Origin of the sequence: Pseudomonas sp. B16(2017) (assembly GCF_002113205.1) — a bacterium.
Lineage (GTDB): Bacteria > Pseudomonadota > Gammaproteobacteria > Pseudomonadales > Pseudomonadaceae > Aquipseudomonas > Aquipseudomonas pharyngis.
Map to the genome: position 1 here is coordinate 468116 of NZ_NEKA01000002.1, position 13109 is coordinate 481224.

Here is a 13109-nt window from a genome sequence, read left to right on the forward strand (position 1 = left end):
TCACCCCGAAACAAAAAGACCCGCTCAAGACAATGTCATGGCGGGCCTGCTCCTGATTTTGAGTCATGGCGGTTAGCCACAGGCGTTGGGCCGAATCGTAGCCGCGCCCTCAACAATGTGTCAATTTCAAGAATCGTCTTTAAATAGGCGAAAAACGTCTAAAAAAAGTAAATTTTGCGGTGGCTTCGTGCAGGGAACCGCCTGTAATCAGGGATTTTAATGCCGGGTCACGTACACCCGTCGAGGCCACAGACCGGCAAGGCATGCGCCGCTGTCGCAGGCGTAAACGACTCACTCAACCATTGAGCGAAGGCCTGCGGTTTACCGAGCCACGGGCCGATATCCACCACTGTGAACTGACCATCCTGCTCCAGTGCGAGAGTCGGAAAACCCTGCCCGCCGAGTTTCGCCAACAGAGCGCGGCTGTTCTTCATATGTTGCTCGGTGTCGACGGACTGCTTGGCGTTCAAGAAAGTAGCGGCGTCGTAACCCTGCTGCACCGCGTATTCCAACAGCACACTTTCGTCGGCAATTCGGCGCCCCTCGACATAGTGCGCCGTCTGCAAACGCCCCAGCAGTTCCAGGCCACGGCCGTCGATTTTCTCCGCTGCCAGCACAGCGGCAATCGGCGGTGCCGAATCAAACACCGCGGTGTGATCGCGCAACAGGCCTTCGAAATAGGCTTCGCCAAACGGCTGACCGGTGTATTCGGCAATGCGCCGGTCATGAGGCATCACGTAATTGCGCAGTTGCGGTGAAACGTTCTGGCGGTTGGCACCGGTCATCATGCCGCCGGCGTGGGCGATCACCGGCAGCACTTGCTGTGCGGCCTGCACCAGCGGTTTGGCGCCATAGCACCAGCCGCACAGCGGGTCGTAGATGTAATGAAGAGTCATCGGAAAACTCCGGCTGGAAGGTGGGAAAAATGATGTCGGCACATTAGTCCCTCGGTCGTTGCAGAAAAACGCCGGAATGCCTTTCAGTGTGTTTCGGCAATCGGTCAAATCGAGACCGGCAGCCGCCACTACCGGATCAGGCAGACAACCTGGTGGTCACCAGCACCTACAGCTTCTGATATCGCGCTCATAAAAAAAGCGCTGCCATCCCGGCAGCGCTTTTTACAATCCCTGTTTGTTCTTCTTATCCTTCCATCACATCCCACAATGCGTCCAGTTCGGCCTCGCTGAACAGGCCAGCGGGGTAACGCTCGATCATCATCCGGCGCGGATCAGGTTCCCTGATCTGACGCGTTCCATTGGACTTCAACCAGTGCGCGACAATCTGGAGCGACTCACTATTTACAGCCATGGGATGCAACGTCCGCTCGCTGATTACGTTCACTTCGGCGTTCATTTCAGCGCTCTCTCCCCGTTCATGAGCGGCTAAGTTATCCAAGGTATATGACAGAACTGTTGAAGTTCTCCCCCCTCCCTAGTGCGCCATGAGCGATACAAGAGCTATGCCAATGTCTGGCAATTGTCGACCAGCGGACATAAAGAAACCCGCAGTCCTGACGGGCTGCGGGTTTCTCTTCAAGCGTGGGCAACAAATGACTGCCTGGTCGATTTTCCAATCAACTCAAGCTGTTACATCCGCACTCACTCTTTGTGCGGCGCGGGCTGCTGTTGGGTAAGGCAGTGAATATTGCCGCCTCCCAGTAACAGTTCGCGCCCCGGCACCATCACCACTTCGTGTTGCGGGAACAGGTTCTGCAGGATCTCCCGGGCCGGAGCGTCCATCGGGTCGTCGAAGCTTGGCGCGATGATCCCGCCGTTGACGATCAGGAAGTTCACGTAGGAACCGGCCAGGCGCACGCTCGGGTTGCGTTCCTGAGTACCGTCCACCGGGTCCACGCCCGCGCATTCTTCCTCGGTGGCAAACAGCGGCCCCGGAATCGGCATCTTGTGCACCGTGAACGGGCGGCCTTTGGCGTCGGTGCTGCTTTCCAGCACTTTCATCGCGGCCTGGCAGCGCGGGTAGTTCGGATCCTGCGGATCGTCAGTCCAGGCCAGCAGCACTTCGCCCGGACGCACGTAGCAGCAGAAGTTATCCACATGGCCGTCGGTTTCGTCGTTGAACAGGCCATCCGGCAGCCAGATGATTTTGTCCACCGACAGGTTTTCACTGAGCACCGCTTCGATTTCTTCGCGGCCCAAGTGCGGGTTGCGATTGCGGTTGAGCAGGCATTCTTCGGTGGTGATCAGGGTGCCTTCGCCGTCGACGTGAATCGAGCCGCCTTCGAGCACAAAGCCTTCGGTGCGGTAGCGCGGGCTGCGCTCGATTTCGAGGATCTTGCCGCCGACCTGGGAATCACGGCTCCACGGCGAATACAGGCCACCGTCAAAGCCGCCCCAGGCGTTGAAATCCCAGTTCACACCGCGCACTTCGCCGCTGTTGTTGATCACGAAAGTCGGACCACTGTCACGAACCCAGGCGTCATCGCTGGACATCTCGACCACGCGGATATTCGGCACGTCGAGGCGAGCGCGAGCGTTTTCGTACTGGCCGGCGGACACCGCCACGGTTACCGGTTCGAAACGCGCGATGGCCTTGGCCACGGCGGCGTGAGCGGCCTGCGCTGGTTTGCCGCCCAGACGCCAGTTGTCCGGACGTTCGGGCCAGATCATCCAGGTCTGGGTTTGCGGTGCCCATTCGGCCGGCATGTAGAAGCCATCGGCGCGTGGTGTGCTTTTCAATGTGGTCATGTCGATCAGACTCCAGGGAACCGTCGAGGGTTTTCAACACGCCGTACAGGTTGGACGACGGACTATGGCGACTTTATAAACGATAAATATCGGCATTAGAAGCCAATAATAAAAAACAATCTGAATTAACCCCTTCAAATACCGATACAAATCGGTATTTGAAGATTGCGGATCGCCTCAAAGCCCTTCTTCAAGCACCTTCGCCAGCATGTCGACAAAGAAATCCACGCTCTGACGCGAGGTGACCATCGGCGGTTTGATCTTCAAAACGTTCAGGTAATCGCCGGTCGGCTGCATGAAGATCCCCAGCTCGCGCAGGCGATCACACAACAGGGTGGTTTCCTCGGTTGCCGGCTCCAGGGTTTCCCGATTGCGGATCAGCTCGACCCCCAGATAGAACCCCGAACCGTGCACTGCGCCGACCAACGGATATTGATCGATCAGCGCTTCCAGCCGCGCCTTGAAGTGGGCGCCGACCACCTGGGCGTTTTCCCAGAGCTTTTCTTCTTCCATGACATCGAGCACCGCCATGCCGATCTGGCAGCTCACCGGACTGCCGCCGGCGGACGAGAAGAAATAGCCCTCGGCCTCCAGCGCCTCGGCGATTTCCCGGCGGGTGATCACCGCGCCCAGCGGCTGGCCGTTGCCCATGCCTTTGGCCATGGTGATGATGTCCGGCACCACGCCTTGCTCTTCGAAACCCCAGAAAAAATGGCCCATACGGCCGTAACCGACCTGCACCTCATCGGCGATGCACACGCCGCCACGGGCGCGCACCAATTCATAGACCTTTTTCAGATAACCCGGCGGCAGCGAAATCCCGCCCGCATTGCCGTAGACCGGCTCGCAGATGAACCCGGCCAGTTGCCGTTTCTGCTCATCGATCTTCGCCAGATGATGCTCGACGCTGCGCACATAATCCGGCGCCGAATCCGCGCCGCGAAACTCGCCGCGATAGGTGTTCGGAGCGGTCACCGCATGCACCCAGTCCGGGCGACTGCTCAGGGCTTGCGGGTTATCGGCAATCGAGGTCGAGACCGCGTCTGCGCCGACCGTCCAGCCGTGATAGGCCTCCAGCACGCTGATCATGTCGCGGCCACCGCTGGCGGCCCACGCCAGGCGGATCGCCAGGTCATTGGCCTCGCTGCCGCTGTTGACCAGGAACACCCGATCCATGCCCTCCGGCGCCAGCTTCAGCAAGCGTTCGGAGAACTCGGCGACCGCCGCATAGTTGAACCGTGAATTGGTGTTAAGCAGCGACCACTGCCGGCTCGCCACCGCCGCCATGCGCGGGTGACCGTGGCCGAGCACCGCGACGTTGTTGAGCATGTCGAGGTAGGAGCGGCCCTGCATGTCGATCAGGTGATTGCGCCAGCCGCGCTCAATGCGCGGCGGGTCGACGTAATAGTGCTTCTGGGTGCGGGCGAAACTGGCGTCGCGGCGCGCCAGCAGGGTTGCTGCGTCCAGCTCGGGTTCGGCGTCGCAGGCCAGACCCAGCAGCGCGGCCGGTGATGGGGAAAGTGCTTGCCAAGCAGCCGCACGGCTCGGCGTGCAGAACAGCGGCGCCTCAAGCTGTGCGCCGCGAATCAATTGCACGATCAACGGACCGTCCACCGAACCCAGCACCTGACCTTTCACCAGCGCAGCGCCGCTGTGCAACGAAGGTTTCACGCCCCACAGACGCAGGCTAAGTTGCGGGCCGTCGAGTCGCAGTGCGCCGTCGGCCGACAGGTGCAGTACGCCAGCGAACGGCGCCTCCACCGTCGAACCTTGGGGTACATGCAATTCGACGTGCAGCGGGAAAGTCTCTGGCTCATCGGCGCTGTCGGGCCGGGTGCGCGACAACCGATATTGCCCGTATCGACTGGCCGCCAGACCATGGATGACAGCGGCCTCGTTCAACAGACGCTGATCGATGCCAGGCTGCTCCCAGTTCCCCGCCTCGAAGTGCGCGCTCAACACACCCAGGTCGATCAACGCGAATTCGCGCCCGACCAGATCGGGCAACAGCGGCGCAAAACCTTCACTGTCGATGGCCGGCAATGTCTGGCCGACCGCCGTAAGAATCGCCGCCTCCATCAATGCCAGCGGCACCGAGGTGGCGACCCGGAAGATTTCCCATTCGTGGGTCAGGTTGTCGCGGCTGTAGGTGTTGCCCGGATCGATGCCGACCTGTTGTTCGCCACTGAGCACCAGCACCGCCGCCCGCGCCACGATCAGCGGCCACAGCGCCAGCAGTTCTTCGTGCTGCAGCGGATTGACCGCGTGATAGGCCTGCACCGCCGGCAGAATCACCAACGGATCGCCGGCGGCGTGATGCAGCAGCGCGGCACAGGTGACCGACAGGTCGGTGACGCGCCAGGTGCGGATCAGGTCGCCAAAATCGATCACGCCCTGCAACTGCCAGTGCCGCCGGGCATCCCGTTGCCAGACCACGTTGTCGTCGGTGATGTCCATGTGGATCGCCTGCACCGGCAGCTTTTCCAGCAGCGGCTGCAAACGAAGTCTGGCCTGTTCGGCAGCCTCGGCGATCAGCGCGCGCTGGCGTTCGTCTTCGATGACCGGCAGCAGGTGCTCGATCAGTGCGCTGGCGTGGCGCGCGTCCCATTGCAGCGTGCGTTCGAGCCCCGGATGGTCGAACCCGGCCAGGGCCAGATCCATTTCGCCACAGAGCCGGCCGAACCCGGCAACAACTTCGTGGCCAAGATGATCGAGAGCCGTCAGTGGCTGGCCCTCGATGTAATCGAGCAGCCGCACATGCACCGATTCGCCCTCGACGTCCAGGGTCAGCAGGTCTTGGCCGTCACTGGCCGGGATGACCCGGGGAACGTGGACATCGCAGTGTTCAGCCAGATATTTCAGGCCCGCGTGCTGGGCTTGCAGTTCGACCAGCGAATAATCGCCCCGGCAGATCTTCAGCACGAACCGCCCACGCTCGCTGTCGACCCGGTAATTGAGATCCTGCTGGCTGCCCAGGGCCTGCAACGTGCCGTTCAAACCGTAGTGCTGCGCCAGCAGATGCCGTGCCTGCTCCAGCGAAACCTGAGGGCTGGGCAAACTGGCGCGATGAATCAACGTGGCGAACGACATGGAGCGACCCCTGAAATTTTATTAGGCGCCTATATCGCCATTGCTTCAGGCGATAAGCAACCCCCAGACCATCCGTCCCCTGACAGGTTGCGAAGCAGGGGGATTTGCATGCCCCTCTCGCACCCACCGGCACTTTGCGCAAGAATGTCGGCCATTCAAACCTGCCACTGGAATATCCCCATGAATGTAATCCCCACTGACCTGCCTGGTGTCCTGATCATCGAACCCAAGGTGTTTGGTGATGAGCGCGGGTTCTTTTACGAAAGTTTCAATGCCAAGGCCTTTCAGGACGCCACCGGCCTCGACACGCAGTTTGTCCAGGACAACCATTCGCGCTCGCAGAAAGGCGTGCTGCGCGGGCTGCATTACCAGTTGGAAAATACTCAGGGCAAACTGGTCCGCGTTACCGCTGGCGAAGTCCTCGATGTCGCCGTGGATATCCGTCGCAGCTCGCCGCATTTCGGCAAGTGGGTGGCCGTGCGCCTGTCCGCCGACAATCATCGCCAACTGTGGGTACCGGAAGGTTTCGCCCACGGTTTCGTGGTGCTGAGCGAGTTCGCCGAATTCCTCTACAAGACTACTGACTACTACACCCCGTCGGCCGAGCGCAGCATTCGCTGGGATGACCCGGATCTGGCTATCGACTGGCAGCTGGACGAAGCGCCAAAACTGTCGGCCAAGGATCAGGCAGCCGCCTTCTTCAAGGACGCCGACGTCTTTTCCTGAAGCCCTGTGTGAATTTTCAGCGCCGCTGCACACCCGGCCACGGGTGCGCAGACTGCGCCGGCAAGCCTAGGCATAATGCGCCTGTACCCACAGGCGCTCGATGCTCATGACTCCGACCCTTCCCCGTCGCCCCCGCTGGCGCAGTCTTGCCCTGCTGGCTCTGTGCCTGGCACCGCTGCTGTGGCCGCTGGAACATCTGGCCGAGCGCTATTACCGCAGCGAACTGGCCGGTCAGAATCGCCAGACCCTCGACCTCTACGTCGCCAACCTGTTGGGCACGCTGCATCGCTATGAAGTGCTGCCGCAAATCCTCGGCGACCTGCCGGCCCTGCGCGCGGTGCTCGGGGCGCCGGACGACGGCGTGACCCAAGGCAACGCCAACCGCCTGTTGAAGAATATCGCCGCACAGACCGGCGCCGAAGTCATGTACCTGATGGACACCAGCGGCCAGACGCTCGCGGCGTCCAACTGGGACAAACACGACAGCTTCGTCGGGCGCAATTTCTCATTCCGGCCGTACTTCAGCGAAGCCATGGCCGGACGCCTCGGGCGCTTCTTCGGGTTGGGCACTACCTCTGCCAAGCGCGGCTACTTCTTCGCCGCCGCCGTGCGCAACGGCGAAAAAATCATCGGCGTGCTGGTGATCAAGGTTGACCTCGACCACACCGAAAGCCTGTGGGGCAAAACCCCGGAACAACTGCTGGTGACCGACCACAACGGCGTGGTCATCCTCACCTCGCGCCCGGAATGGCGTTTTCGCGCAACGCGCACTCTGAGTGATACCGAGCGCGCGGCGATCGCCGCGATCCAGCCCTACCCGACCCGCGAGCCACGCCCGCTGAACCTGAGCCCGACCGCGTGGTTGCCGCAAACCCAGGAGATCGCGGAAACCGGCTGGAGCGTCAGCATCCTCGCCCCGCGCACCTTGATCGACCGACCGGTGCGCACGGTGGTGGCGATCGGCGGCGCCACCTTGCTGGTGGTGATGCTGTTGCTGGGCCTGATGATGCAGCGTCGTCGTCATTACCTGGAACGGATCGCCTTCGAAGCCAAGGCCCGACGGGAACTCGAAGGACGGGTCGCCGAACGTACCAGCGATCTCGAAGGCCTCAACCGCCGCCTGAAACAGGAAGTGCTGGAACGCGAACAGGCCCAGCAGGAACTGGTGCGCGCCCAGGACGATCTGGTGCAGGCCGGCAAACTCTCGGCGCTGGGGACGATGTCGGCGAGCATCAGCCACGAACTCAACCAGCCGCTGGCGGCGATCCGCAGCTACGCCGAAAACGCCGAAGTGCTGCTCGACCACCAACGCACCGAAGATGCCCGCGGCAACCTCAAACTGATCAGCGAGCTGACCGGGCGCATGGCCTCGATCATCGCCCACCTGCGCGCCTTCGCCCGCCGTGACCGCCACGCCCCGGAAAGCGTGGCCCTGCAACCGGCGCTGGACGACGCACTTGCCTTGCTGGCCAAACGTCGCCGGAGCATGGATGTCGAACTGATCCGCGACCTGCCCGCCGCGACCTTGTGGGTCGAGGCCGGGGAAACCCGTCTGCGCCAGGTACTGGGCAACCTGCTGGCCAACGCCCTCGACGCCCTGACCGAAAAAGGCCCGCCGCGCAAATTGTGGCTGAGTGCCGAATCCACCGACGAAGGCGTCAACCTGTACATTCGCGACAACGGCCCGGGTTTCTGCATGGAAGCGCTGGGCCGTGCCAGCGAACCGTTTTACACGACCAAGACCCGCACCCAGGGTCTGGGTCTGGGGTTGGCCATTTGCGAAACCCTGATGCGCGCCTTCGGCGGTGAACTGTCGTTCGCCAACCACAAGCAAGGTGGCGCCTTGATCACCCTGCGGCTGCGCGCCGGCGCGCCCGGGGTCAGCCTGCAACCGTCCGAGGATCGAAGCGCATGACCATCGACAACCGCATTCAGGTGGTGCTGATCGACGACGATCCACACCTGCGTCAGGCCCTTGGCCAGACTCTGGATCTGGCCGGCCTGAAAATTCTTCCGCTGTCCGAGGCCAAGGGTCTGGCCGCGCAACTGGAGCGCGACTGGCCGGGCGTGGTGGTCAGCGACATCCGCATGCCCGGCATGGATGGCCTGGAACTGCTGAGCGAACTGCACGCCCAGGATCCGGAGCTGCCGGTGCTGCTGATCACTGGCCACGGCGATGTGCCGCTGGCCGTACAAGCCATGCGCGCGGGTGCCTACGACTTTCTGGAAAAGCCCTTCGCCAGCGACGCCCTGCTCGACAGCGTGCGCCGCGCCCTGGCCCTGCGGCGTCTGGTGCTGGACAACCGAAGCCTGCGCATGGCCCTGAGTGATCGCAACGAGTTGAGCGCGCGGCTGGTCGGTCAGTCGGCGCCGATGTCGCGCCTGCGCGAGCAGATCGGCGCGCTGGCGGCGACCAAGGCCGACGTCTTGATCCTCGGCGAAACCGGTGCCGGCAAGGAAGTCGTCGCCCGCGCCCTGCACGATCTGTCGAGCCGGCGCAACGGCCCGTTCGTGGCGATCAACGCTGGGGCGCTGGCCGAGTCGGTGGTCGAGAGCGAACTGTTCGGCCATGAACCCGGCGCCTTCACCGGCGCGCAAAAGCGCCGGATCGGCAAGTTCGAATTCGCCAATGGCGGCACGCTGTTCCTAGACGAAATCGAAAGCATGAGCATGGACGTGCAGGTCAAACTGCTGCGCATGCTGCAGGAGCGCGTGGTCGAACGGCTGGGCGGCAATCAGTTGATCCCGCTGGACATCCGCGTCATCGCCGCGACCAAGGAAGACCTGCGTCAGGCCGCCGATCAGGGACGCTTCCGTGCCGACCTGTATTACCGCCTCAACGTGGCACCGCTGCGCATTCCGCCACTGCGTGAACGGGGCGAGGACGCGCTGATGCTATTCCAGCATTACGCCGACGAAGCCAGCGCCCGCCACGGTCTACCACCGCATGAACTGCAACCGGCGCAACGGGCGTTGCTGCTGCGCCATTCATGGCCGGGCAACGTGCGGGAATTGCAGAACGCGGCGGAGCGCTTTGCCCTCGGCCTGGAACTGGCACTGGACAACACGCAACCCGATGGCAGCCCCGGCACCACCGTCGAAATCACGGCGGGAGGGCTCAGCGAACAAGTGGAAAATTTCGAGAAATCCCTCATCGCCGCCGAACTGGCCCGCTCTCACGGTTCCGTGCGCAGTCTCGCCGAAGCCCTGGGCATTCCGCGCAAGACCCTGCACGACAAACTGCGCAAGCACGGGCTGAATTTCGCTGGCAGCGGCGGCCATTCCGACGAATCCGAATGAAGCACGCTCAATTCACTTTTCTGCCGCAAGAGGTCCGGGCATGAAGCACGACAGTCGTTATCTGGAATCCGTTCTTCACCACGACATCCCGCTGACCCGGGACATGGGCCTCAAGGTGCTCGACTGGCAGGAACAGCAACTACGCCTGCACTTGCCGCTGGACGCCAACGTCAATCACAAGAGCACCATGTTCGGCGGCAGCCTGTATTGCGGCGCGGTGCTGGCCGGTTGGGGCTGGCTGCATCTGCGATTGAAGGAAGAAGGCATCACCGACGGCCACATCGTGATCCAGGAGGGGCAGATCAGTTATCCACTGCCGGTGACCGGTGATGCCATTGCGATTTGCCCGTCACCGAGCGCAGCGCAGTGGAAGAAATTTCTGACAATGTATCAGCGCTACGGGCGGGCGCGACTGACGCTGCACACGCGGGTCGTCAATGCCGGGAGCGATGAGGATGCAGTGACGTTCAGCGGGCAGTACGTCCTGCACCGCTGAAGACTGAACACGCTTACGAGCGGGCGAGTTCGAGCAGCTTCGCCCGCCATGCGGCTTTCGCCGGCAACGCCAGGAAGAAACTGTTCAACAAAGACTCCCGAGCTGGGTAACAGAACGCTGCGCCACTCAGGTCGAGCACTTCACCGCCCGCCCCTTCCAGAACGCCCTGCGCCGCCGCCGTGTCCCATTGCGAAGTCGGCGCCAGTCGCGGGTAACAATCCGCCGCACCTTCGGCCAGCAGACAGAATTTCAGCGAACTGCCGATGTTGGCCAGCTGCAACTCGCCAAGGCTGACGCTCAAACCGGCCAGCAAGCGTTCCTGCTCCGGACTCGAATGACGGCGGCTGGCAACCACGGTGAACGCTTCGCCAGGCCCCGGTACGTCACGAACCTGAATCGCCACCGGCGTGCCGCCCGTGTCGCCGCGCCAGGCACCGAGTCCCGCGCCGCCGACGTAGAACCGCCCGTTGGTCGGCATCGACACCACACCGAACATCACCCGGCCGTTTTCGATCAACGCAATGTTGACGGTGAATTCCTCACTGCCGCTGATGAACTCCTTAGTGCCATCCAGCGGATCCACCAGCCACCAGCGCTGCCAGCCGGCGCGCACGCTTTGCGGGATGTTGGCGTCCTCTTCGGACAGCACCGGAATGCTCGGGTCCAGCGCCGTCAGGCCCGCCACGATCACGTGGTGAGCGGCCATGTCCGCCGCCGTCACCGGCGAATCATCGGACTTGGCGGTGACCGCCACATCGGCACGCCAGAACGGCAGGATCGCCTCACCGGCCCGCAGGGCCAGTTCAACCACCGGCGCCATCAACGGATGGGGAAAATTCATCGATATCTCACTCATGACTGAAAAATCCGCGCTGGGTCAGCAGATCGCGGGTCAGGTACAGCGCCGCCAGGGCGCGGCCCTCACTGAAATTCGGATTCTGCGCCAGTGCCGACAGCTGTCGCAGATTGACTTTGTCTACACGCATCGGCTCGGGTTCGTCGCCTTCGAGACGCTCTTCGTACAGGTCGGTGGCCAGCACCACCTGGATTTTCTGGCTCATGTAACCGGGGGATAACGACAACTCGGTCAGATGCTCCAGCTGTCGCGCGCCATAACCGGCTTCTTCCTTGAGCTCGCGTTCGGCGGCAGCCAGCACATCTTCGCCGGGCTCGATCAGGCCTTTGGGCAGCGACAGTTCATATTCGTCGGTACCGCCGCAGTATTCTTCGACCAGCACCGCGTGCTCGGCATCGAGCATCGCCACGATCATCACCGCGCCATAGCCGGCGCCCTTGCCGACCAGTCGCTCGTAGGTGCGTTCCACGCCATTGGAGAAACGCAGCTTCAGCTCTTCGACGCAGAACAGCCGGCTGGTGGCGACGATCTCGCGGGCGAGTACGGTGGGTTTCTGGCGCATGCAAAGCTCCTTGGCGTGAACGCGCTACTATAACGCGGCTTTTCCGATTGTTTGCGTCGGATATCTTTCTACCGTTCGAGACGTTGCCATGCCTTCATTACCGTGGTCCGACATCGATACCGTTCTGCTCGACATGGACGGCACGTTGCTGGACCTGCACTTCGACAACCACTTCTGGCTCGAACACCTGCCGCAGCGCTACGCCGAACTGCATGGCGTGAGCCGGGCCATGGCGGAAATGGAATTGCAGCCGTTGTTCGAGCGCCATGCCGGTCAGTTGCAATGGTACTGCCTGGACTTCTGGAGCGCCGAACTGAAGCTGTCAGTTCGCGAACTGAAACGGGAAACCGCCCACCTGATCGCCCTGCGCCCGGACGCCGACACTTTTCTGGAGGCGATCAAGCGAGCCGGCAAACGCGTGGTGATGATCACCAACGCCCACCGCGATTCACTGTCGCTGAAACTGGAACGCATCGAACTGGCGCCGTACTTCGAGCGGCTGATCAGCTCCCACGATTACGGTTTCCCCAAGGAAGACCCGCAATTCTGGGACGCCTTGCAGGCCGACATCGGTTTTGACCCGGCGCGTAGTCTGTTCATCGACGACACCTTGCCGATCCTGCGCAGTGCACGGAATTTCGGCGTGGCGCATCTGTTGGCCGTGAAAGAGCCGGACAGCCGCAAAGGGCCGAAGGACACCGGGGAGTTCGCGGCGGTCGAGGATTATCGGGATTTGATTGCGGGCCTGTAGACCGCATCGTCCCCATCGCGAGCAGGCTCGCTCCCACAACTGAAATGCATTCCAATGTGGGAGCGAGCCTGCTCGCGATAGCGGTATCTGCGGTATCTGCGGTTACTCGGGAATACGCAGCGTCTGCCCCGGATAAATCTTGTCCGGGTGTGACAGCAGTGGCTTGTTGGCCTCGAAGATCTTGTTGTACTGGTTGGCGTTGCCATACACCGCCAGGGAAATCGCGCTGAGGGTGTCGCCCTTCTTCACGACCACAAAACGCGCCGCCGCCACAACCGGCCCGGTCACGGTGATCTGGTCATCGACGCTGCCGACACCGGCAATGTTGCCCACTGCCAGAAGAATCTTCTCTTTCTCTTCCTGGCTCGCCACTTCACCGGTAACGGTCACCTTGTCCCCGTCCACGGTTGCCTGGACATTCGGGTTACCCAACCCGACCTTGCTGATGTGTTCCTTCAACTGCTCGCTGGCATTGGCGTTGCCGGGGGTCAGCAGGTCGAGCAGTTTCTCACCCGCTTCTTTCACAAAGCTCAAAAGACTCATGGCGCACACTCCTTGATTTGGGTTCCAGACGCCCAAGCCTAGACCACCCCGGACAAACCCGGTTCCAAGCCGACCAATGA

Annotated in this window: 12 protein-coding genes; 5 read left to right on the plus strand and 7 right to left on the minus strand. The window is 62.1% G+C overall.

The window, feature by feature from the left end; translation table 11 throughout:
- Positions 1-227: 227 nt before the first annotated feature.
- The 4 genes from CAG25_RS04815 to CAG25_RS04830 all read right to left on the minus strand — a co-directional run bounded on the left by CAG25_RS04815 (position 228) and on the right by CAG25_RS04830 (position 5795).
- A complete protein-coding gene (locus CAG25_RS04815) occupies positions 228-896 on the minus strand; it encodes a DsbA family protein (protein ID WP_085611185.1) in 669 nt (222 codons plus the stop codon).
- 244 nt (positions 897-1140) lie between these two features.
- Positions 1141-1353 carry a hypothetical protein gene (locus CAG25_RS04820; protein WP_065257771.1) on the minus strand — a complete coding sequence of 71 codons (213 nt, stop codon included), beginning with the start codon at positions 1351-1353 and terminating at the stop codon, positions 1141-1143.
- A 245-nt stretch (positions 1354-1598) separates the two neighbouring features.
- A complete protein-coding gene (gene aguA, locus CAG25_RS04825) occupies positions 1599-2705 on the minus strand; it encodes an agmatine deiminase (protein ID WP_085611186.1) in 1107 nt (368 codons plus the stop codon).
- A gap of 177 nt (positions 2706-2882) precedes the next feature.
- Positions 2883-5795 carry an aminotransferase gene (locus CAG25_RS04830; protein WP_085611187.1) on the minus strand — a complete coding sequence of 971 codons (2913 nt, stop codon included), beginning with the start codon at positions 5793-5795 and terminating at the stop codon, positions 2883-2885.
- A 180-nt stretch (positions 5796-5975) separates the two neighbouring features.
- Between CAG25_RS04830 and rfbC the strand changes: the two genes are divergently transcribed.
- The 4 genes from rfbC to CAG25_RS04850 all read left to right on the plus strand — a co-directional run bounded on the left by rfbC (position 5976) and on the right by CAG25_RS04850 (position 10317).
- Positions 5976-6521, plus strand: a complete 546-nt coding sequence (gene rfbC / locus CAG25_RS04835; RefSeq protein WP_085611188.1) for a dTDP-4-dehydrorhamnose 3,5-epimerase — start codon at positions 5976-5978, stop codon at positions 6519-6521.
- Positions 6522-6627: 106 nt separating this feature from the next.
- Positions 6628-8436, plus strand: coding sequence for an ATP-binding protein (locus CAG25_RS04840; RefSeq protein WP_085611189.1), 1809 nt, complete (start codon positions 6628-6630; stop codon positions 8434-8436).
- Positions 8433-9821 carry a sigma-54 dependent transcriptional regulator gene (locus CAG25_RS04845; RefSeq protein WP_007952638.1) on the plus strand — a complete coding sequence of 463 codons (1389 nt, stop codon included), beginning with the start codon at positions 8433-8435 and terminating at the stop codon, positions 9819-9821. Before CAG25_RS04840 ends, CAG25_RS04845 begins: the two co-directional genes overlap by 4 nt.
- 40 nt (positions 9822-9861) lie before the next feature.
- Positions 9862-10317 (plus strand): thioesterase domain-containing protein, encoded by a 456-nt coding sequence (locus tag CAG25_RS04850; protein WP_085611190.1) that lies wholly within the window; start codon positions 9862-9864, stop codon positions 10315-10317.
- A 13-nt stretch (positions 10318-10330) separates the two neighbouring features.
- Here the strand turns inward: CAG25_RS04850 and cysQ are convergent, their stop codons facing one another.
- Complete coding sequence (cysQ, locus tag CAG25_RS04855; protein WP_085611242.1) at positions 10331-11164, minus strand: 3'(2'),5'-bisphosphate nucleotidase CysQ; 834 nt, start codon at positions 11162-11164, stop codon at positions 10331-10333.
- A gap of 1 nt (position 11165) precedes the next feature.
- A complete protein-coding gene (gene nudE, locus CAG25_RS04860) occupies positions 11166-11735 on the minus strand; it encodes an ADP compounds hydrolase NudE (protein ID WP_064592763.1) in 570 nt (189 codons plus the stop codon).
- Between the two features lie 88 nt (positions 11736-11823).
- Between nudE and yrfG the strand changes: the two genes are divergently transcribed.
- Entirely contained in the window at positions 11824-12486 is a 663-nt protein-coding gene (gene yrfG / locus CAG25_RS04865) for a GMP/IMP nucleotidase (RefSeq protein WP_085611191.1), read from the plus strand.
- Between the two features lie 102 nt (positions 12487-12588).
- Here yrfG and lysM read toward each other — a convergent pair whose 3' ends face one another.
- Positions 12589-13029: a peptidoglycan-binding protein LysM gene (gene lysM / locus CAG25_RS04870; protein WP_039764611.1), complete on the minus strand. Its 441-nt coding sequence runs from the start codon at positions 13027-13029 to the stop codon at positions 12589-12591.
- Between the last annotated feature and the right edge of the window lie 80 nt (positions 13030-13109).

Bases quoted from the DNA above. Each gene is read 5' to 3' on its own strand.
- CAG25_RS04815 (WP_085611185.1), bottom strand. From the start codon at position 896: ATGACTCTTCATTACATCTACGACCCGCTGTGCGGCTGGTGCTATGGC.
- CAG25_RS04820 (WP_065257771.1), bottom strand. From the start codon at position 1,353: ATGAACGCCGAAGTGAACGTAATCAGCGAGCGGACGTTGCATCCCATG.
- aguA (WP_085611186.1), bottom strand. From the start codon at position 2,705: ATGACCACATTGAAAAGCACACCACGCGCCGATGGCTTCTACATGCCG.
- CAG25_RS04830 (WP_085611187.1), bottom strand. From the start codon at position 5,795: ATGTCGTTCGCCACGTTGATTCATCGCGCCAGTTTGCCCAGCCCTCAG.
- rfbC (WP_085611188.1), top strand. From the start codon at position 5,976: ATGAATGTAATCCCCACTGACCTGCCTGGTGTCCTGATCATCGAACCC.
- CAG25_RS04840 (WP_085611189.1), top strand. From the start codon at position 6,628: ATGACTCCGACCCTTCCCCGTCGCCCCCGCTGGCGCAGTCTTGCCCTG.
- CAG25_RS04845 (WP_007952638.1), top strand. From the start codon at position 8,433: ATGACCATCGACAACCGCATTCAGGTGGTGCTGATCGACGACGATCCA.
- CAG25_RS04850 (WP_085611190.1), top strand. From the start codon at position 9,862: ATGAAGCACGACAGTCGTTATCTGGAATCCGTTCTTCACCACGACATC.
- nudE (WP_064592763.1), bottom strand. From the start codon at position 11,735: ATGCGCCAGAAACCCACCGTACTCGCCCGCGAGATCGTCGCCACCAGC.
- yrfG (WP_085611191.1), top strand. From the start codon at position 11,824: ATGCCTTCATTACCGTGGTCCGACATCGATACCGTTCTGCTCGACATG.
- lysM (WP_039764611.1), bottom strand. From the start codon at position 13,029: ATGAGTCTTTTGAGCTTTGTGAAAGAAGCGGGTGAGAAACTGCTCGAC.